This is a genomic window from Massilia sp. NP310, from assembly GCF_019443485.1.
GTDB classification, from domain to species: domain Bacteria; phylum Pseudomonadota; class Gammaproteobacteria; order Burkholderiales; family Burkholderiaceae_D; genus Telluria; species Telluria timonae.
This window is the reverse complement of sequence record NZ_CP080379.1, coordinates 1,344,845-1,365,158: the sequence shown is the minus strand read 5'-3', so window position 1 is coordinate 1,365,158 and position 20,314 is coordinate 1,344,845. Positions and strand designations below refer to the sequence as shown.

Here is a 20,314-nt window from a genome sequence, read left to right as displayed (position 1 = left end):
CGCCAGGGCGCGTTAGTCGCGGAAGGTGTCGATCAGCCAGTCGACGAACACCGTCAGCCGCGCGTTCTGGTGGCGGTTCGGCGGGTACAGGATGTGGAAGGGCATGGCGGGACGGTTCCAGTCCTGCAGGATCGGCACCAGCTCGCCGGCGTCGATCGCAGGCTGCACCATCCGCGTGAAATGCTGGCCGATGCCCATGCCGGCTCGCAGCAATGCCAGCAGGCCATTGCCATCATTGGTGGCCAATTCGCTGGCCTCGATGTCCAGGCGTTCACCGCCGCGTTCGAAGACCAGCGGATTCGGCTTTGTAGTGGCTGCAAAGAAGTAACCAAGGCGCACGTGCTGATCGAGGTCGGCCGGTGTGCGTGGCGTCCCCGCCCGTGCCAGATAGGCGGGCGACGCATAGGTGCCGTAGTGCAGGTCGAGCAGCTTGCGGCCGACCATCGACCTCTCTTGCAGTTCGCCGGCGCGGATCACGCAGTCGACGCCTTCGCCGACGATATTCGCGGGGCGGTCGCTGACGCCGAGCGCCAGGGTGATGTCCGGGTATTCGTGGTGGAAGGCGGGTAGTGCGGGAATCAGGAGCGAAGTCGAGAACGAGGCCGGGGCGTCGATCCGGAGATGGCCGTGCGGCTTGCGCTTCTGACCGCGCATGGCGTGGTCCATCGCGTCCAGCTCGACGAGCAGGCGGCTGGCTTGCTGGTAATACTCGACGCCTTCGGCGGTCGCGGCGACCGTGCGCGTGGTGCGGTGGAGCAGTTTGTTGCCGAGGTGCGTTTCGAGGTCGCCGACCAGCTTGCTGACCGTGGAGCGAGGCAGGCCCAGCTGGTCGGAGGCGCGGCTGAAGGAGCCGGTGTCGATCACGCGGACGAAGGCGCGCATGGCCAGGAGCTGGTTCATGGGTGGCGATGGATTTTAGGGATGTCCATGGGGGGATTATCCACGAAGCTGGATAGTGTCAGGAATCTCCGTAGCATGCACGGAAAGGTGCGTCCGCGATTGCATGAGTTTTCTCAAGAGCACCTTCTCGCATGTCGCGTGTAATTCCCGATGTTTCCCGCGCTCCATGTAGACATCGGAAGTTCTCCGCGGTCATGGGCGCTGCACGGAGGGCTCATGCCGAAACCTGGGAATGCCGCGCTTGCCTCACTCATTCGCTTCACACAAGATACCCGCCTGCTCGCGCTGCACACGCCGGCCGGTCCCGAACTGCTGGCCGAATGCGCGCGCGGAGAGGAAGCGATCAGCGCCGGATTCCGTTTCAGAATCGATGCGCTGTCGACTGATTCCCATTTGTCCTTGCGTAGCCTGCTCGGTCAGCCGGTGCTGTTGCAGTTGCTCACCGCTGAATCGCGCGACAGCCATCGCGCCTTTCATGGGCACGTAACGGCGGCCGAGCTGGCCGGATCGGATGGCGGCTTTGCACGATACCTGTTGACCGTTGAGCCATGGACCGCCTTCATGGCGCTTGGGCGCGACAGCAGGGTCTTCCAGGATATGGACGTCATCGAGATTCTCGAAACCATATTCAGGCGATACCAGGGCAAGGCAAGACTGGATCCTGCGTGGAGGATCGAGGTAGCCGATCGGGCTGTTTACCCGAGACGGAGCCTGACCACCCAGTATCAGGAGAGCGACCTGGCGTTCGTCGAGCGCCTTCTGCACGAGGAGGGGCTGTTCCACTACTTCGAGCACGAAGGCAATCCAGGCAGCCCGTCGCGCGGGAAGCATACGATGGTCATCGCCGACCACAATGGGACATTCCGGCGCAACAGGCGGGCGCGCGTGGAATTTACCCAGCCTGGCGCGGTCATGAAGGCCGACAGCATCGATCGCTGGCGCACCGAAGCGAGAATGCTTGCCAATGCGATCGACCTGGATACCTGGGATTATCGCGCTGCCCAAACCCGGCCGGTGAACGCCGATGAATGGAATGCGGATGGGCCGCCGCTTCGCAGTCGCGATATGCCGGGGATGTATGCGTATCCGAGCCGCGTCCAGGGCAATCGCCTTGCCGAGATCCAGCTGCAGGCCCTGCAGGCGCGCCGTGTCGTGCATGTTTGCGCCGGGACAGTGCGCACCCTGATGCCGGGAACGACATTCACCTTGCGCGGTCATGCGCTATTCGATCGCGAGAGGGATGATGAGGCGCGTACCTTTCTTGCAACTCGTGTTGTACACCTGATGCACAATAATCTGCCGGCGGAACTCCTTGGCGAGGTCACCGACCTGCTCGGCCCCGGTCCTACCGCGCGTACATTACTCGCCGACCGCGAGCTGCAAGCCGTGGGCGCCCGTAAGGTCGAGCGGCCCCTGTATCGCAATTGCGCTGAAGCGATCCTGTCCAGCATTCCGTATCGGAAAAGTAGCAAGGATGACTCCGGCCAGTCGCTACATCCACGACCAACGGTCCAGGGGCAGCAGACGGCGATCGTGGTCGGCCCGCCGGGATCGTTGGTGCATACGGATCGGGACCATCGCATCAAGGTTCAGTTTCACTGGCAGCGTGGGACGGTCAGCCATAGCCGCCTGGAACACCCTTCTCCCGAAGGGCATACGGGAGCGCCTGGGAACGACTTGGCAGGCACCTGGGTAAGGGTGGTGGCTCCGGTAGCTGGGGCCAACTGGGGCGCCAGCTTCATTCCCAGGGTGGGGCAAGAGGTATTGGTCGATTTCCTGGATGGGGATATCGACCGGCCGGTGGCCATTGCGAGCCTGTACAACGGCCGTGGCCAGACGGATGCGCAGCATAACCAGGTGCATTGCGGAGCCGGACCTGCGACCGGCAACGCGCCGCCGTGGTTCGCCGGCGAGGAAGGTGGACATGCCCATCCAGCGGTGTTGTCTGGGTTCAAGTCGCAGGCGATGGGCGCCAGCCAGCTTGGTACGGATGCCTATAGCCAGCTCGTATTCGACGACAGTCCGGGCCAGTCCGGTCTCGGCCTGCAGCGGCACCAGCGCGCGCATGATGGCATGGCCGAGCTCAATCTCGGCCATTTGCGGCACCGGGCCGACAACCAGCGCCTGGCAACGGTTGGCGCCGGCGCCGAGCTCAAGACCGCGCATGCCGCCGCACTCAGGGCAGGAGACGGCCTGCTGCTCGCCGCCGGTATGCAGGACGGCGCACGCCAACAATTGGGTTCGGCCGCGAGCGGGCAGATCGAGCAGTGTTGCCAGTTGCAGGACGATTTGGCCGAGCGTGCCCGCGGCCATCAGGCGGTGCTTTCCGGTGAACCGTCGCGAGATGCCTTGCCGGCGCTGGCGGCGATGCGCCAGACCGCCAAGGCGCTGGCTGGCACGGCGGCGGGGAGGTCCGGTTCCGATGGCGGCGACGCGTGCCGCGCGACGGCCTATGGTGAAGCCCTCTTGCAGGTCTGGAGTCCGGCGGGCATTGTCGCGGTCTCGCCAGCGAATGTCATTCTGGCGGCGGAGCAGACGGGATCGCTGACAGCGGGAGGAGACGTCGGCGTCGTCGCGCAGGGGAATATGTCGGTCATGGCGGTCGCCGGCATCAGCCTCTTCAGCTACGGCAAGGTGGACGACAAGGCGCGCCCGCTTCAGGAAACGGGAATGAAGTTTCACGCGGCTAGTGGTCGCCTGAGTTTGCAGAGTCAATCCGCGGCGAGCCGGTTCGTTGCCGATAAGTCGATCTCGGTCGCCAGTATTGCCAAGTCGGTGACGGTGCGCGCACCGAAGAAGCACGTGTTGTTGACAGCCCAGGGCGCCTGCATCCGCCTGGAGGGAGGAAATATCGAAGTGCATGCCCCCGGCAAGGTCGAGTTCAAGGCCGGCAAGAAGGAGTTGGGCGGCCCCCAGAAAGCAACCTCCGAGGTGAAGCTGCCGCAGCCTGGGGAGCTGAAACTGTGTGAGATGCGTGCGGCGGGCGCCGCTTCGGCAGGGGACGGCATCGTGCCGGTCTCTTGATTTGAACGGCGCCATGGCTACGCATATGAATGACTTGATCGGAGGGCATGCGTACGGCGTGGTCGACGCCACGATGCGCGCCCTGGTGCCAAAGGGGGTGCGTGTAGCACCGCTGGTGCCGCGAAGGTTGGCTGGCAGCGCCCATCTGATGCCTGCCTTGGTCGAGCTGAAATCAGCTCGGGAATCGGCGCTGGGGGAACTTTTTGGCGGTACCGATGACACTGCCCCCGGGATGAACATCCCCGTTGTGGCGGTAATGCTGAAGACGGCGATCGGCATGGACGAAGTCGAGCGTCGCTGGAATGCCGGGCAACTCGCGTCCCCTCATAGTGGAAATCTTGTCTGGTTAAGGATGCATGACCCACGCGTCCTCCATCAGCTACTCCGTATCCTTTCGCCTGCCCAGTGTCGCCACTTGTTCGGACGGATCGACGCCATCACTTATCGGATCGGCGGCGCATGGGTGGAGCGGAAGATTGGAGGGAGCATTCCCCAGCCTCGCCCGGACCGTGCTAATGAAGCGCCCGCGTACAGGGACTGGGCACGTATCGCCAGAATCGGGATTGTGAATCGCGCACTACGACGTGCGGACATACGGGACGCCGCTCAGCTGGATATTTGCAGTGAAGCAGCCGAAGCGGCGCTGGATCGTGGCGCCTCGCGATATGGACTGCTGGGGGCTGAGGATCTGACCGAGTTCGCGTTTCGCGCCCTGGTGTGCCGCCCCGGCTTCGATGAAGACCCCTGCGTCGCGGCCGCTATAAGGCAATACGCCTCGAACCGCAACGATTCCTATTTATCAGACCATTTCGCACTGATCGCCCCAGAGGTCTGGCGCGCCTTGCGCGAGGGCGCCTTGGTGGAAGATCGGAGAATGTCATGCTAGCGTCAAAGAAATGCGAGTTCTGCGACAAGCGCGGTTTGCCTCTATTGCTTGTGCGTGACGCGGTGGTTCCCGCGCGCTCAGGCGCTCCGGAGACAAAAGGCCCGCCGATAGCATTGCCGCCCACCACTGCCCACTATACCAAGCGGCTGCTGCGTAGCGGTTACGTCAACGTATACGACGAAGCCCGGCAGAGATGGGACTGCTATTTCGTGACACCGGAAGCGCTTCTCTACAAGCTCTCGCTGACGTCGATTCTCTCGTCTCTGCTCACGCCAACTGGACCTTTTAATTGCACGATCGAGGGACATCGTGAAGCGGCCGGCTGTATCACGATTTCTGATCCGGCCAATGCTACCTCGGTGTGGATCGGATTCAGCGACACGCTGTGGACCCCGAATGTGCGCAAGGCGAATGAGGAACGGGAACTTCGCAGGCGCCATATGGTGGAGGTGGATGTCCGCAGCATCATGGCGGCAAAAAGCGGGCCGCACGAACCGATTCGGCAGGTGGAGGCGGTTGTAACGGAGTATGCGCTGCCGTCGCCTCGTATCAGGCCGCTGATCGATGCGAGTCCATTCCGATATTGTGCTTGCTTCGGCGGCGGCGAGAAGCTGGTCAAGGAGTTCGAGAACATACGGGCAGGAAAAGGATTGATTGTTACCGTGCCTGACCCGGCCGGCATAGTACAGGAGCTGGCGTTCCTGATGACGCATCTGCTCGAGGCGTTCATTGCAAAAAATCCCACCGACCAGAGGAATCTTGCTGCAAGTGCGGGAATCGATCAGATAAAAGCTTCGATCGTTGGCAAGGCCGAAACGGAAGAGATCGAGGCCGCACGGATGGCGGCATCGAGAATGGAAGCAATAGACCCTTTAGGACATGTTCTGTCTGAGTCAACACGTAACAAGACCGCGAACGTGCGAGAGGTAACGGCGGCTGAGCTTGATCGAGCCACAACGTCTGCATGGTCTAAATACGGCAGGAAGTTCGATGACGCTGCCCGGCAGAAATGGAGGGCGGAATTCGATGCGAAGCTCAAGGCATTCGATGAGCAATCGATCGCACCGTTGGCTCTGCGCCATGTGGAATGGTTCAAGAGTGCAGCATTCACGGATTATCTTGAATTTAATTATGATCCGTCCAACGCCCTGTGTGGGATGGCTTATACCAATGTCGTGACCAGCTGTATCGCCGGGACACAGGATAAAACCTGCTGCAGTAAATTGTATGTAGAACTCCTTCAGGGAAATTTTCAAGATAAAAAGAATGTTCTTTTGAGGGCGTCTATCCTTAACCAGTCTGCAGTTGCTGAGTCGATAGAGGAAGCTTCAAGAGTCGCTCTCAATAGTCGGCAAATACCATGGGACAGTCTGTTCGAAGTGTACAAGGCTGCAATGGAAGCGCTGGATGATAATTCTACAAATGGGCTTGCACTGTATATTGCGCAGATATCTGGCCCAGTGGCCCGGATCCTGGGAAAAGTCGTGGATGGCCGACCCGGCTTTCATAAGACGCTGATGATGTTGGGGTTCATCTCTGGAGATGCCGTCACCGTTTTCGAAATTAGTGGGAAGCGTTCGCAGTTTGTAAGGTATCTAGCAAAGCAGATGATACGGACGAGTGGTGCGGTGATCAGCGAGAACCAGCTGCGCGCGGCAGTAAGCCTCGAGTTGGAGCGCCTGCGAATACGCGGCATGAGGGTCGAAGGAAGCAGAAAATTGCGTTGGGTGGTCAGCGCCGATCGCGCCTCTATCGAGAACCTGCCCAGCGGTATGAGTCGAGTTGCACAAGAAACACAGCTGAGGTCGAGTCTGCGATCGGTGGAGCAACTGGAGTCGCTTCGTTTAGAACGCTGGAGATCGGTAATTAACCAAAAAGTTCGATGGGGCGTGGTCACTGCGATCTTACAGGCTGTTTGCTTGACGAAGGTGTATGAAGATGAGGAGACGAGCCTTGCAAATGAAAAGCAAGATGCTCGTTGGCGGCGAGTGGCTGCTATCAGTGGTTTAGTTGGTACTACATGTGAAGTTATCGGCGGCGCATTGCGGGCACGAGCTTCACAGGGGATGCTCTATGGGCAACGCTTTTTGTCGTGGTCGGGATGGGCTCTGATGCAGCTAGGTAGGAGCGCGGGCGCGGTGGCTGGCCTTCTGATGGCAGTACTGGACATGTTCAAAGCGGCAGAAACGGTGAAAGAGAATGGTTTAGGTTTGCTATTTGTGGCTTATGTAGGGTCGGCGTTTATAGGTCTTCTCTTGGCCTTGGCAATACTTTTCGGGGCGGCGTTTCCAGTAACCCTCATGCTAGTGGCGCTATACGTCGCAGTCGGGCTATTGATCGAGTTTATTAAGGATGATCGGTTACAGGATTGGCTTGAAAGATGTCCTTGGGGAGTGTTGTTGAACCAGCGCTACATTAGCATGAAAATTGAACAAGAGCAGTTGGCTCAAGCGTTCAAGTGAGGATACCGATGAACTATTTTGGATTGCTTCCTAAATATCGTGTCAATCGACCTCTTAGTAAGGAGGAGCTGGATAATCGGCTAGCGCAGAATGAGAAGTTGGATATTGAGCCATACAGCCACCTTTGCGTGATAAAGATGAATTCTACTTTTCTCGAATCTGTAGATAAATGGTATGGTTGGCGAGGCAGCCTTTCAGTATTCGCTCTGCCAGCGATAGTGACTGTTTTAGTAATAGTTGGGACAGCGATCATGGAAGCTCTCACTAAGAGTGATGGGTTGAAATTACAACCATCCGGTATCGAGACTGTATTGATACTAACATCAAGTCTCATGCCAATGTTCCTCATTGGAATATGGCTTTTACGTAAAGATTGGTTCTCGTTTACGCATTATCCAGTAAGATTTAATCGCAAGAAGCGGCTTGTCCATGTTTTTCACACCGACGGAACAGTGAGTAGCACACCTTGGGATGAAATATTTTTTACGCTAGGTCATATGCCGCGGTTGCATGAGTGGGAGATTCGTGGTCATATTCTTGATCCGAAAACGTCGCTTATACAGAGAACATTTTCCCTGAGTTATACTGGCCTCTTGTATCTAGACCATAATGGTCAACGTCCTAGCAGGCTATCAGAGTTCGACTTCCTCCGAGCACATTGGGAATTCATAAGACGGTACATGGAGGAAGGCCCCGAGGCAGTTTCTAACCAAGTCCAGTTCTGTATGCCACTGGATGAAAAAAAAGAAAGCATTCGAATCGGTATCGAACGAATGCTTGCAAATATTGCAGGCGTATATGTTCCGATCTACTTAATGACGTTGCCGCTTTGTGCAATTTTCAGCTTGAATCGGATCTTCGCAATGTGGACCAGTAAAATTCCTGAGTGGCCAAGCGAAGTCGAGGCAGATTGTAAAGTCGAGGTTGATGACCCGTTTGCTATAACTGGCAATCGGAGCGGCGATCGGGTTGCCGTATATCCCGAAGCTGCTGCGGCAGCCGGAGTGGAATTCCGGCCGCGCAAGATCAGCGACGGCAGACTGAAGTTGAGGCCCAGCTATCCCTCGACTCAATTGATGAGATGAAGGCTGGTTTCTTGCGCCGCATATGGATCAGCGGTCTCAGTCCGATTATTAGGGCACTCTTCTGAAAATTACATCAGGCCACCTCTTTCTTGTTCGCCTCAGTAATGGTCCAGTAATAAATCGTCCGGCCATCCACCTCGACCGTCTTCTCCGCCGGCCATTCCGATCCCATATCGAAGGCATGCGACACCACGCGCGTCCCAACCTTGAGCTGCTTCCACAGTTGCGGGCGCAGCCTGGCATTAATGGTCGGCAGCAGATACAGGGTCACCACGGCGGCCGTCGAGAAATCGGTCTTGAACAGGTCGCCTACGCGGAACTGCGCTCGATCGGACACGCCAGCCTTCTTGGCGTTTTCCTTGGCTTCCGCGATGCGGGTCGGATCGATGTCGATGCCGGTGCCGCGCGCGCCGCGTTCCTTGGCGGCGGTGACGACGATGCGGCCATCGCCGCAGCCCAGGTCGAACAGGGTGTCGTTCTTGCCGACCTTGGCCAGGTCGAGCATCTTGTCGACCACTTCTTGCGGGGTCGGCACATAAGGCACGTCGAGGCGCGGCGTGGCGGCGGTGGCCGCGGTGGACTGGGCCAGCGCGCGGCCGAACGGGAACATCATCAGGCCGGTGGCGGCGGCGGTGGACAGCAGCAGGGTACGACGGCGAGGTTGCGGGTTCATCAGCACAGCTCCTTGGGTCAAGTGGACTCGGGGGGATAAAACGCTTGGTATTTATTGTTTGCTCTTCGAGCGCAGCAGCAACAACAGCACGACACCAATGGCCAGCACGGCGACGCCGATCCAGGCGGCGTTGAGGCCGCCGAGCTGCTGGCTGTACACGTAGGACAGGCTCGACCACAGCATATAGGCGCAGCTCGCGCAGAACAGCAGCGGCAACACCGGATACAGCGGCACCTTGAACGGCCGCGGCGTATTCGGCTCGCGCCGGCGCAGCACGAACAGCGAGATGCCGGTGAGCAGGAAGAACAGCCAGAACACGGGCGCCGTGAACTCGACCATGGCCTTGAAGCCGCCGCCCAGCGCGGCGCCGGTCGCGACCAGGGCCAGGGCCGCCACGCATTGCACCGTCATGGCCACCGTCGGCGTGCCGCGCTCGCTGTCCCACTCGGCCAGGCGGCCCAGCTTCTTCCAGTCGAGGCCGATGGCGTAGCTGGTGCGGGCGCCGACGATCATGGTGGCGTTGATCGATGTGAGGGCCGAGACCGCCACCAGCACCGAGATGATTTTTTCGCCGGCCGGGCCGAAGACGACCTTCATGACGTCGGCCGCGACCGCCTCGGAGGCCGACATGCCTTCCATGCCGAGCACCTTCCAGTACGCCCAGGTCACCATCAGGTAGAGCACGGTGATGACGACGATGCCCATGGTCAGCGCCTTGACCATGTCGCGCGGACCGCCGCGCATCTCGGCGCTGATGTAGGCGGCCTCGTTCCAGCCGCCATAGGTAAGCAGGACGAAGACCATCGCCATGCCGAGGGCGGCAGTGGCCGGGCCGGATGCGGCGGCGGCCGTCGCGCCGGCTGCCGGTGCGGGCGCCGGGTCGGTGAACAACGCGGCGGCGCCGACGATGAGCAGCAGGCCGAGGATTTCCGCGACCGTCAGGAAGGTCTGGGTGCCGGTGCCGGTGCGGATGCCGCGCAGGTTGAGCGCAGACAGGCCCACGATCACGGCGACCGCGTACACGGTGCTGCCCCAGCCGGCCGGCAGCATGCTCAAGGGGACCGCCTGCTGCATGTAGTCGCCGAAGACGAAGCCGAGCAGCGCGATCGAGCCGGTGGTGATCACCGAGAAGCGCGCCCAGCCGAACAGGAAGGCGACCGAGCGGCCATAGGCGCGGTGCAGGTAGTGGTAGTCGCCGCCGGCATGCGGATACGAGGTGGTCAGTTCGGCGTAGCACAGGGCGCCGATGAGCGAGACCAGGCCGCCCATGATCCACAAGGTAAACATGGCCGTGGCCCCGCCGCTCATGCTGGCGACCAGGGACGGGGCCTTGAAGATGCCGGCGCCGATCACGACGCCGACGATGACGGCGACCGCTTCGCGCAGGCCGATGGTGGGGCGGGGGCGGGTGTCGTGAGGGGCTGAGACAGAGCGCTGCGCTTCTATGGCATCCATGTCGTGATCGGTTGGGCACGTCGGCGGCCGGGGGCCGCGTCGCGCTTGGTTGCACATGGGGAGCCTATAAATACACTATCGCTCACCCGCTTTTCGGTACTGGATGTTATCCAGACCGCAGAGCAGATGGCGCGCGATTGAATTGCTACAAAGATAAATAGAGTGTGGTCCGCAGGGTGTGGCGCGCTGGTCGATGCAAGGGCGCGGCCGAGGGCCGCGCCATGTCATCAGTCCGCTGCCGGAGAGGTGCTGGACATCTCCGCCGGCAACGCCGGCTTGCGTCCTTCATTCGAGGCATTCGCCAGCGCGGGCGAGCCGAGCCACTCGAAGATGGCCGGCCAGATCGCGGCGTGCGCGCTGCGCCCGACCAGCACGCCGACGTGCTGCAGGTTGACGCCGACGTCGCCCTGGTATTCGAGCACGTGCTTGCGTTCGCTGCCGGCGGCCTCGTGAAAGGGCAGCACGGACTCGGGTGGAATCACCTTGCTGCGGAAGTCGACCACGCACAGCAGCGGCGCGCGCAGGTCGCGCGGGCCGATCGTGCGGCCCCCGATGTCGAGCCGGCCCTGCATGAACTCGTCGTTGCGGTACAGCGACTCGACGATGTCGGTGAACAGCCGGCCGGGCAGCGGGAATTCGTCATGGGTCCAGCGCTCGACCCGCATATGGGTGGCCAGCGCCTTCGGGTCGAGCAGCGACAGCCAGCGGTCGGCGATGCGCTCCCACTGGAAGGCCTGCGGTTCGGCCATGGCGCTCATTATGTTCAGGTAGACGCCCGGCACGTGGCGGAAGGCGTCGGCGATGCCGCGCGCGTGCGGGGTCGCGTTGACCAGTGGCGAGAAGCAGCAGCTGGCCTGCTCGAAGTGCAGCGGCGACTCGAGCAGGATGGTCGCGGCCACGCGTTCGGGGTGCATGCAGCTGTAGATGGCGGCCAGGATGCCGCCCAGCGAGTGGCCGGCGATCGTCAGTCGTTCTTGCCCGCTGTCTTCCGCGATCGCGCGCTGGCAGGCCGACAGCATGCGGTCGCCGTAGTCGTCCAGGCCGACGTCGCCGTCGTCATCCGGCATCGGCAGCCATTCGGCCAGGTAGACCCGGTAGCCGCGTTCGTTCCAGCGCTGCACCACGCTGATGTCGGGCGCCAGGTCCCAGATATAGGCGCGCTTGATCGGCGCCGGCACCAGCAGGACCGCCGGGCCGCCGCCCGGGGCGTCCTGGAAGCGGTGCAGCCTGAGGCCGGGCTGCTCGAGGATCACGGTGGACGGAGTCTGTTGCGGCCCGTAGCCGGCGCGTTCCAGCATCTTGCCGCGCGCCTGGCGGCTGCGGTCCATCTGCTTGAGGGCCTGTGTTCCGAGGTCTCCGAAGGCCCCGAGGTTGTTCCAGTTGCTGGCGTACATGGATGGCGATCCCGTCGAATTGGCGATCACGAGACTCTACGCCAACTACTGCCCGGCTCCAACCGCGCACGCTTCGAATCGCGAGCCTGTTTGCGCTAGGTAAAACTTTGCGCGAACAGAACTAGCCGGACGGAATCGAACCAGCTTCACAGATACTTGACCCAAGCCTTGCCGCTCACGCGCTTGTATTGTCCGAAGCGTTTCGTCGGCCAGTACAGCAGCGCCGCCAGCGCGACGGCGCCGAGCCAGACCTGCCATACCTGCGTAAAATCCGCGCGCGGCACGCCCAGCACGCCGGCCGCGATCCTTTGCGCGGCCAGCAGCAGGTACAGGTGCAGGATGTAGAAGAACAGCGGCGCGCCGCCGAACACCGCCGCCACCCGCACCCAACCAGCATCGACCCGCTCGATCCAGGCCAGCACCAGCACGCCGACCCCCAGGGTCAGCAGCAGGAAGTCGAGCGAGGGCGGGTATTTGGTGAAGTTCAGCCACGCCATCGCGCTGCGCAGCAGCTCGTCCTGCGGCGCCCACGGCAAGGTCTCGCCATAGACGTTCCAGGTGCGCAGCACCAGGAGCAGGGCCAGGCAGGCCAGGCCGCCGGCCACCAGCCGGCGCCGGCGCAGCGCGGGGTCAAGGGCGCGCGCGTACAGCGGGCCGCAGGCATAGCCCAGCAGGATCACGCCGATCCAGGCCAGCAGCGGATAGCTGATGCGCACCCGCACCGGCTCCTCGAGCAGGTAGCCGCGCTGTTCGAGGATGGTCCAGGCGGTAGCAAGCCAGGAGCCGGGTTCGAACGACAGTCCGGCCAGCGCATTGTGGCCGCCGACGATGGCGACTCCGAGCGCCGCCAGCAGCGCCAGGGGCAGGCGGTGCAGCAGGGCCAGCGCCAGCATCGACAGGCCGATGGCCCAGATCACCTGCAGGTAGACCGTATGCGGCGTGAAGCTGCCGGTCCAGGCGCAGTTGATCACGACGATCTCGAGCAGGATCAGGAAGGCGCCGCGTTTGGCGAGAAAGCCCGTGGCGCTGCGCGGCCCGCTCGCCGGATTGGCGTACAGCCAGGCCGACAGGCCGGTCAGGAACACGAACATCGGCGCGCAGAAATGGGCGGTCAGGCGCGAGAAGAACAGGCCGGGATCGGTCGCAGTGACGTCCATCGGGTCACTGACCTGGTGCTGCAGGAAGAAGGTCTCGCGGACGTGGTCCACCGTCATCAGGAGCATGACCAGGCCGCGGGCGACGTCGATGGAGGCGATGCGCTTGCTCGCGCCGTGGAGCGGAAGGGGGGAGGCACTCGGATTCATATCGGTCGGGATTGTACGGGAAGCCGGCCACAGGCGAGAAAAAAAGCGACCGGCGCATGGCTCGCTCCTCTGGCATACTGGACCCATCCATATTCAGTGACGAGGCAGGATACTTACCGATGAAGCCAGAGATTCTCGTGTTGGGCAGCGTGTGGTCGCCGGAGGTGCGCGCGCAAGTGGCGCAGGCATTCCAGTGCCATTTCGTGCCAACGATTCCGGTGGCCGGGGACCCGTCCTTCGGGCGCATCGCCGGCGGCATCCGCGCCGTCCTCACCACCGGCACGGTCGGCGTCACGCCGGAGCTGGTGGCCAGCCTGCCGGCGCTCGAGATCGTGTCGGTGCATGGTGTCGGCGTGGATGCGGTGCCGCTGGCGCTGCTGGCGCAGCAGGGCATCCACGTGACCAACACACCCGACGTGCTGACCGACGACGTGGCCGATTTCGCCGTCACCCTGCTGTTGTCGGCCGTGCGCCGCCTGCCGCTGCTGGACCGCTACGTGCGCGCCGGCGAGTGGCCGGCCAAGGCGCCATTGACCCAGGCGCGCAGCTTGACGGGCAAGGTGGCGGGCATCGTCGGATTCGGCCGCATCGGCCAGGCGGTGGCGCAGCGCCTGCAGGGCTTCGGGATAGAGATCCGCTACCACCAGCGCAGCGCGGGGCCGGCGCCCGAGCGGCGCAGCAGCTCGCTGCTGACGCTGGCGGAAGAAAGCGATATGCTGGTGCTGTGCATGCCGGGCGGTCCCGAGACCCGGCACATGATCGGGCTGGACGTGATCGAGGCGCTGGGGCCGGAAGGCACGCTGGTGAACATCGCGCGCGGCTCGGTGGTGGACGAGGCGGCGCTGGTCGCGGCCCTGCAGGACGGGCGGCTCGGCGCGGCGGGGCTGGACGTGTTCGAGGATGAGCCGAACGTGCCGGCGGCGCTGTTCGCGCTCGATAACGTGGTGCTCACGCCCCACGTCGGCAGCTTCACCGTGGAAGCGCGGCGCGCGATGGGGCGGCTGGCGGTGGCCAATCTGCTGGCCCACTTCAATGGCGAGCCGTTGCCGACGCCGGTGCTGTAGTCGACGCTCAGTCCAGGTGCTCGTGGTGGTCGGCCACGCCCTGTTTCCAGTAGGCCGAGATGCGGCCGGCCTGGCGCGGCAGCCCCTTGTCGATCAATAACTGACGCACCTGGGCCATCAGCGAGGCCTCGCCGCCGCCCCAGGCCAGGCCGGCGCCGCTCTGCAGCGGCAGGTCCTTCAGCGCCTGCAGCAGTTCGTCGTTCGACGCCACCCAGTGGACGTCGGCATTGGCCTGGGTGGCGAGTTCGCGGCGGTCGGCCACGTCCACCAGCAGCACCACCTGGGCGCGGGCCTGCGGCGGCAGCTCTTCCAGGCGGCGGCTCACCGCCGGCAGGGCGCTGGCGTCTCCGACCAGCAGGTGCCAGTCCATCACCAGGGGCAGGATCATCGAACCGCGCGGGCCGCCGATGATGGCTTTCGAACCCACCTGCGCATTGCGCGCCCACTCAGCGGCGCCGCCATGGCCGTGCAGGGCGAACTCGAGGTCGACTTCGCATGCCTGGCGGTCGAAGCGGCGTGGCGTATAGTCGCGCCGAACCTGCTGCCCATCAGGGCCGTCGAACATGAACTTGACGTGGTCGTCGAAGGACAGCGAGTTGAAATCCGAAAGTGCAGCGCCCTTGAAGGTGATGCGGGCAAAGCCGGGGCTGATCTGCTCGATGCGCGCGACTTCGACCTCGCGTATCTTGAGGTCGTGGCGCACGCGCTCGATGGAGGGAATCAGCGCCGGAATATCTGTGGGAATGTGGGATTCAGACATGCTACACTCCAGAATTAGTTGATAGTATCCACCATTATGCGAAAAGAAGTTGATAGAGTCAACCAAAACCATGGCAATCGTGCGGACGATCCCCTGGAGGCGATGCACGCGATCGTGCATCTCTACCGTTCACGGCAGCTGCGCGGTTTGCGCAGCGGCCCGCACGAGCTGGCGCATATGGAGATGAAGGCGCTGGGCTATTTTGCCCGCCATCCCGGCGCCACACAGAGTGATCTGGTGGCGCATTCGGGAAGAGACAAGGCCCAGGTGGCGCGTCTTATCCGGGTGCTGCGCGAAGCGCAGCTGCTGGAGGCCGCCGCCGACGAGCACGACCGGCGCAGCACGCGCCTGACGCTCAGCGCGGACGGGCAGGAAGTGTTTGCAGGATTGCACCGCCAGAGCGGCGCATTGGGGGAGGCGGCGCTTGCCGGCCTGTCCGAAGATGAACAGGCCCAGCTGATGGCGCTGCTGGCGCGGGTGCGCGCCAATCTGGAAGAACAGCGGGCGGACTAGCCCGCCCGGTCGTCCGGCGATTACTCGACCCAGCCGAAGCCGTCGCGCGCCAGCAGCGCGAACGACTCGGCCGGACCCCACGAGCCGGCCGCATACGGATGCGGCTTCTCGTTCAGGGTTTCCCAGCCGTTGATGATCGGCTCGACCCATTCCCAGGCCGCTTCCAGTTCGTCGCGGCGCATGAAGTGGGTCAGGCGGCCGCGCACCACGTCGATCAGCAGGCGTTCATAGGCCTCGGCGCGGCGCTGCTGGAAGGCCGATTGCAGGTCGAGGTTGAGCGCGACCTGCTGCATCTGCATGCCGCTGCCGGGCTGCTTGGCGAAGATCTGCAGCTTGATCGCTTCCTCGGGCTGCAGCTCGATCACCAGGCGGTTGGCGACGCCGCCCGGGGTTTCCGGGAACAGCGGGAACGGCGGATTGGCGAATTCGATGACGATCTTGGACGAGCGGCGGGCCATCCGCTTGCCGGTGCGCAGGTAGAACGGCACCTTCGACCAGCGCCAGGTGTCGATGCGCGCGCGCAGCGCCACGAAGGTCTCGGTGTGGCTCTGGGCCGGCACATTGCTCTCTTCGTGGTAGCCCTTGACCTCCTGGTTGCCGCTCACGCCGCGCGTGTACTGGCCGCGCACGGTGTCGCGCGCGATGTCGGCCAGCGTCATGCGGCGCAGCGAGCGGATCACTTTCAGCTTTTCGTCGCGCACCGCGTCCGGCGACAACGAGGTCGGCGGCTCCATGGCGACGATGCACAGCAGCTGCATCAGGTGGTTCTGCACCATGTCGCGCATCGCGCCGGCGCTGTCGTAGAAACCGGCGCGGCTGCCCACGCCCACTTCTTCGGCCACCGTGATCTGCACGCTCGAGATGTTCGGCGCGCGCCACAGCGGTTCCAGGATCGAGTTCCCGAAGCGCAGCACCATCAGGTTCTGCACCGTCTCTTTACCCAGGTAGTGATCGATGCGGTAGATCTGCGATTCGGCGAAGTGCTTGCCGACCGCCTCGTTGATCTCGACCGCCGAGGCCAGGTCGCGGCCCAGCGGTTTCTCGAGCACCACGCGCGCGTTGGCGTCGACCAGGCCGGTGGCGGCCAGCTTGTCGCAGATGGTGGTGAACAGCGCCGGCGCGGTGGCGAGGTAGAACACGCGCTGGGCGCCGTCGCGCGACGCATCGCGCAGGGTGTCGAAGATCTCGGCGTTCGAGACGTCCAGGCGCACGTAGACCAGCAGGTCGAGAAAGCCGGCCCAGCTCTTTTCGTTGAAATTGGCGGCGCTGATGAAGGAGCGCGAATGTTCCTCGACGAAGGCCAGATAGGCGGCGCGATCGTAGTCCTGGCGGCCGGTCGACAGGATGCGGGTCGACGGCGGCAGGTTACCGTGCAGGAAGGCCATGTACAGGGCGGGCAACAGCTTGCGCATGGCAAGGTCGCCCATGCCGCCGAAGATGGTCATGTCGAGGGGAAGGCCGTCATTGTGCTGATTCGCTTGCTCGTTCGAGGTGCTCATGTCTCTTTCGCTGACAGGTTGTATAGATCGCTTGCGTCGTGCGCTCGCCTGAAATGGTCTTTGATTGTAGCCTACATGACCGAATAAAGTCTGGCAAAAGCGGCAAGCTTGCCGGCGCCGGCGGGTGAACGTACGGCGGAACGAAAAAAGCCCGCGCAAGCGCGGGCCGCAAAGCCACCAGGATGCAGGACTCAGAACTTGTAGCGCAGGCCGAACAGGTACTCGCGGCCGGTCACGTTGTTCACCACCACGCTGTCGCGTGCGCGGCTGATGAACTGGTCGTTTTCCTCGTTGGTCAGGTTGACGCCTTCGAGCGTGAACTCGAGGTTCTCGTTGACCTTGTACGACAGCGACAGGTCGACGTTGAAGGTTTCGTTCTTGCCCTCGACGTCGTTGTTGTTCTGGCCCGGCACGCGGGTCACGAAGCCCGAGCGCTTGGCGCCCGAGATGCGCGCGCTGAACTTGCCGTCGTCATAGAAGAAGGTGGCGTTCCACGATTTGGGCGACAGGTTCAGCAGGTCGTCGGTGATGGTGGCGCCGCCGGTCGGCGAAACCAGGTACTCGATCTTCGAGCTCACCTTGGTGTAGTTCAGCAGGGTGCCGAAGTTCTTGCCCCAGCCCGGCAGGAAGGTGAATGGCTGCTGGTAGCTCAGCTCGAAGCCTTTCAGCTTGCCGCCATCGGTATTGACCGGCAGCGTCTGCTGGAAGACTTCCTCGCCCGTGAAGTTCGCCGGCAGCAGCGACAGCGGCAGGCCCGAATCCTTGAACGCCACGTTGGTGCGCAGGCTCTGGATATAGGTGTCGATGTTCTTCTGGAACAGGCCCAGGCCGACGAAGGCCTTGTTGGCGAAGTAGTACTCGAAGCTGCTGTCGAAGGTCTTAGCGCGGAACGGCTTCAGGAACGGGTTGCCCGAGTTGATCGACAGGTTGCCGGTGGTGGCGATGCTGCCGCCCGGCGACAGGAAGCCCAGTTGCGGACGGGTCATCACCTTGGCCGCGCCGAAGCGCACGATGAACTCGTCGGTCACGTTGGCGGTCAGGTTGAACGATGGCAGGGTGTCGGTGTAGTCGTGCTCGACCTTGACCTGGGTGCCGCCGCCGGCCGCCTGGTAGCCGATGGTTTCGAGGTCGGTCTTCACGTAGCGCACGCCGATGTTGCCGCGCACCGGAATATTCCACAGGTCGTGGCGGAACTCGCCCATCAGGTAGACGCCGTCGCTCTTCTCGGTCACCGAGCGGTTGTTGCCGCGCGCATTGCCGTTCTCGATCGACGACAGCGTGAAGTCGCCCGGGCCGCCGGCAGGGCCGCTCTTGATGCAGTTGCAGTAGATGTCGTAGGCGGCGGCGATGGCCTGCAGGTTCGGCACCACCCAGCCGGTCGCGTTCCCGGCCGGCATGCCGAGCTGGCTGCCGAAGCCGGTCATATTGGTGGTCAGGCCGGTCGCGCCGGCCGGCGGCGCGAAGATCGTGTCGTTCTGGTTCACGCGGCGGAACTCATAGGTGTCCGACGTGTACTTCTTGCTGTTGACGCCGCCCTTGAAGGTCAGGTTGTCGCTCGCTTCCCACGCCAGGTCGAACTGGGCGACGTTGTTGACGTTGTCGGTGCCTTGCGGACGGATGCGGATCTCGCTGGTGGTGGTGTTCGGCACGGTGGTCGGCTGGGCGCCGCTGGCGACCTGCGGCACGCCGATCAGGCCCAGTTGACTGCCGTTGACGTCGAACGGATAGCTGATGACCGGGCGACGGCTGTCGCCCCGGAAGTCGATGCTGTAGCCATCCACGTTCAGGGCGTCGAGCGTGACCGTGGTCTGGACTGGATTGCGGAACTTGGATTCGGCGCGCCCGTACCTGGCGCTCATGCTCCAGGTGTCGCTCAGCTTGTGTTCCAGGGTCAGCGTCGGCTGGGTGAAGGTGGTCTTGAGCTCGTCGAAGCGCTGCTCGGAGCGGATGTCGACGTTGTCGTAGCGGCCGTACAGCAGCGAGCCGTTCGGCGCGTACTGCGCTTCGAGCACGCCGACCTGCGGTTTGCCGCCCTGGCTGGCGCTGCGGCTGAACGACGTCGCCTGCAGAAAGTCTTCCTGGCGGGTCGCATCGAGCTTCGAGTACAGCATGTCGAAGGTGAGCAAGGTGCCGCGTTGCGGACGCCATTGCACCGAGCCGGTCAGGCCCAGGCGGTCCTGGTCGTGGGTCAGGCGGCCGTAGCGCGGCAGGCGCGGATGGAAGTTGTTCGGGTCGCTGGCGGCGTTGTAGGCGGCGATGTTCTCTGGTGTGCCGGGCAGGCGATCGGCGCCTTGCGCGGCCGGGCCGCAGGTGGTCGCGGTCGAGTTGCTCGGATTGGCGGTCACGCCTTGCGGCGCGCACCAGCCGCCCGAGGACGGGCCGTTATCCCAGCGCACGGTGCTGAAACCGTCTTCCAGCACGCGGCGCTTGGAGTAGGCGCCCGAGAACAGCACGCCGACCTTGCGGTCGAAGAAGGTGTTCGAGACCATGAAGGCCGCGCGTGGGTCGGTTTTTTCCGAGCCGTCGTTGTACTTGCCCTTCAGGGCGACGGTGGCGTTGAAGCCGCGCAGGTCGAACGGGCGCAGGGTCTGCAGGTCGACGGTGGCGCCGAGGGAGCCTTCGTCGACGTCGGCCGAGGAGCTCTTGCGCACCGTCAGGGCGCTGAACAGTTCGGACGCGAACACGTTGAAGTCGAAGCCGCGGCCACGGTTGGTGCCGCCCGAGCTGTCGGTGCCGCCGGTGGTGGCCAGGCCTTCGATGCCGTTGATGCGCACGCGGGTAAAGTCCTGGCCCAGGCCGCGCACGGTGATGCTGCGGCCTTCGCCGGCGTCACGATCGATCACGACGCCCGGCACGCGCTGCAGCGACTCGGCCAGGTTCGTGTCCGGGAACTTGCCCATGTCTTCCGACTTGATGACGTCGACGATGCCGTTGTCCTGGCGCTTGGCGTTCAGCGCGCTCTCCAGCGAGGCGCGCAGGCCGGTCACGACCACGGTCTGGGCGTTGACGGTGTCGGCGCCAGTCGGCGTCGCGGCTACCTCCTGGGCAAAAGCCGGGCCGAGCGAGAGCGCCGATACCGAGGCGGTGCCGAGCAGGCACAGGGTCAGTTTGCGCAGGACTGCGCGGTGCGGGGTGTGATTCATCTTGTCTCCGTGCGTTTTTATAGCGGCGCGTTCAGGTGATCGGCCGGTGTTGCATCTGGGATCTGGTCAGGCCAGTTTTGTAATTCTATGGCAACTTAACGACTTTTGGTCAGGCCAAAGTAAAAATATTTACGAATTGGCCTGACCTGATG

General features: G+C 63.1%; 14 protein-coding genes. 6 read left to right on the top strand and 8 right to left on the bottom strand.

All coding sequences use genetic code 11. The features are described 5' to 3' along the window. Window positions 1-12: 12 nt before the first annotated feature. Complete coding sequence (locus KY496_RS06080) at window positions 13-900, bottom strand: LysR family transcriptional regulator (protein WP_005670538.1); 888 nt, start codon at window positions 898-900, stop codon at window positions 13-15. A 216-nt stretch (window positions 901-1,116) separates the two neighbouring features. On the opposite strand from KY496_RS06080, the gene KY496_RS06075 reads away from it, so the two are divergent. From KY496_RS06075 to KY496_RS06060, 4 genes are read left to right on the top strand one after another with little or no spacing between them, the layout of a single operon-like run. Further along, window positions 1,117-3,924: a type VI secretion system Vgr family protein gene (locus KY496_RS06075; RefSeq protein WP_219864217.1), complete on the top strand. Its 2,808-nt coding sequence runs from the start codon at window positions 1,117-1,119 to the stop codon at window positions 3,922-3,924. 13 nt (window positions 3,925-3,937) lie between these two features. Beyond that, complete coding sequence (locus KY496_RS06070; RefSeq protein ID WP_005670542.1) at window positions 3,938-4,810, top strand: DUF4123 domain-containing protein; 873 nt, start codon at window positions 3,938-3,940, stop codon at window positions 4,808-4,810. Then, on the top strand, window positions 4,804-7,272 hold the full coding sequence (locus KY496_RS06065; RefSeq protein WP_219864216.1) for a T6SS effector BTH_I2691 family protein: 2,469 nt from the start codon (window positions 4,804-4,806) through the stop codon (window positions 7,270-7,272). Before KY496_RS06070 ends, KY496_RS06065 begins: the two co-directional genes overlap by 7 nt. 8 nt (window positions 7,273-7,280) lie before the next feature. Next, window positions 7,281-8,357, top strand: a complete 1,077-nt coding sequence (locus KY496_RS06060; protein ID WP_219864215.1) for a DUF6708 domain-containing protein — start codon at window positions 7,281-7,283, stop codon at window positions 8,355-8,357. A gap of 73 nt (window positions 8,358-8,430) precedes the next feature. Here KY496_RS06060 and KY496_RS06055 read toward each other — a convergent pair whose 3' ends face one another. The 4 genes from KY496_RS06055 to KY496_RS06040 all read right to left on the bottom strand — a co-directional run bounded on the left by KY496_RS06055 (window position 8,431) and on the right by KY496_RS06040 (window position 13,183). Next, on the bottom strand, window positions 8,431-9,030 hold the full coding sequence (locus KY496_RS06055; protein ID WP_219864214.1) for a cyclopropane-fatty-acyl-phospholipid synthase family protein: 600 nt from the start codon (window positions 9,028-9,030) through the stop codon (window positions 8,431-8,433). A 51-nt stretch (window positions 9,031-9,081) separates the two neighbouring features. Then, on the bottom strand, window positions 9,082-10,485 hold the full coding sequence (locus KY496_RS06050; protein ID WP_229520442.1) for an APC family permease: 1,404 nt from the start codon (window positions 10,483-10,485) through the stop codon (window positions 9,082-9,084). Window positions 10,486-10,712: 227 nt separating this feature from the next. Then, entirely contained in the window at window positions 10,713-11,879 is a 1,167-nt protein-coding gene (locus KY496_RS06045) for an alpha/beta fold hydrolase (protein WP_219864212.1), read from the bottom strand. Between the two features lie 146 nt (window positions 11,880-12,025). Then, window positions 12,026-13,183 carry a DUF1624 domain-containing protein gene (locus KY496_RS06040; RefSeq protein WP_219864211.1) on the bottom strand — a complete coding sequence of 386 codons (1,158 nt, stop codon included), beginning with the start codon at window positions 13,181-13,183 and terminating at the stop codon, window positions 12,026-12,028. A gap of 119 nt (window positions 13,184-13,302) precedes the next feature. Here KY496_RS06040 and KY496_RS06035 point away from each other — a divergent pair, with 119 nt between their 5' ends. Next, window positions 13,303-14,247 (top strand): 2-hydroxyacid dehydrogenase, encoded by a 945-nt coding sequence (locus KY496_RS06035; RefSeq protein ID WP_219864210.1) that lies wholly within the window; start codon window positions 13,303-13,305, stop codon window positions 14,245-14,247. A 7-nt stretch (window positions 14,248-14,254) separates the two neighbouring features. Here KY496_RS06035 and KY496_RS06030 read toward each other — a convergent pair whose 3' ends face one another. Continuing rightward, window positions 14,255-15,007 (bottom strand): siderophore-interacting protein, encoded by a 753-nt coding sequence (locus tag KY496_RS06030; protein ID WP_219864209.1) that lies wholly within the window; start codon window positions 15,005-15,007, stop codon window positions 14,255-14,257. Window positions 15,008-15,025: 18 nt separating this feature from the next. Between KY496_RS06030 and KY496_RS06025 the strand changes: the two genes are divergently transcribed. Continuing rightward, window positions 15,026-15,520, top strand: a complete 495-nt coding sequence (locus tag KY496_RS06025) for a MarR family winged helix-turn-helix transcriptional regulator (RefSeq protein ID WP_229520441.1) — start codon at window positions 15,026-15,028, stop codon at window positions 15,518-15,520. Window positions 15,521-15,540: 20 nt separating this feature from the next. Here KY496_RS06025 and zwf read toward each other — a convergent pair whose 3' ends face one another. Both zwf and KY496_RS06015 read right to left on the bottom strand, forming a co-directional pair. After that, window positions 15,541-17,019 carry a glucose-6-phosphate dehydrogenase gene (gene zwf, locus KY496_RS06020; RefSeq protein ID WP_219864208.1) on the bottom strand — a complete coding sequence of 493 codons (1,479 nt, stop codon included), beginning with the start codon at window positions 17,017-17,019 and terminating at the stop codon, window positions 15,541-15,543. Between the two features lie 191 nt (window positions 17,020-17,210). After that, window positions 17,211-20,162 (bottom strand): TonB-dependent receptor, encoded by a 2,952-nt coding sequence (locus KY496_RS06015; RefSeq protein WP_219864207.1) that lies wholly within the window; start codon window positions 20,160-20,162, stop codon window positions 17,211-17,213. Between the last annotated feature and the right edge of the window lie 152 nt (window positions 20,163-20,314).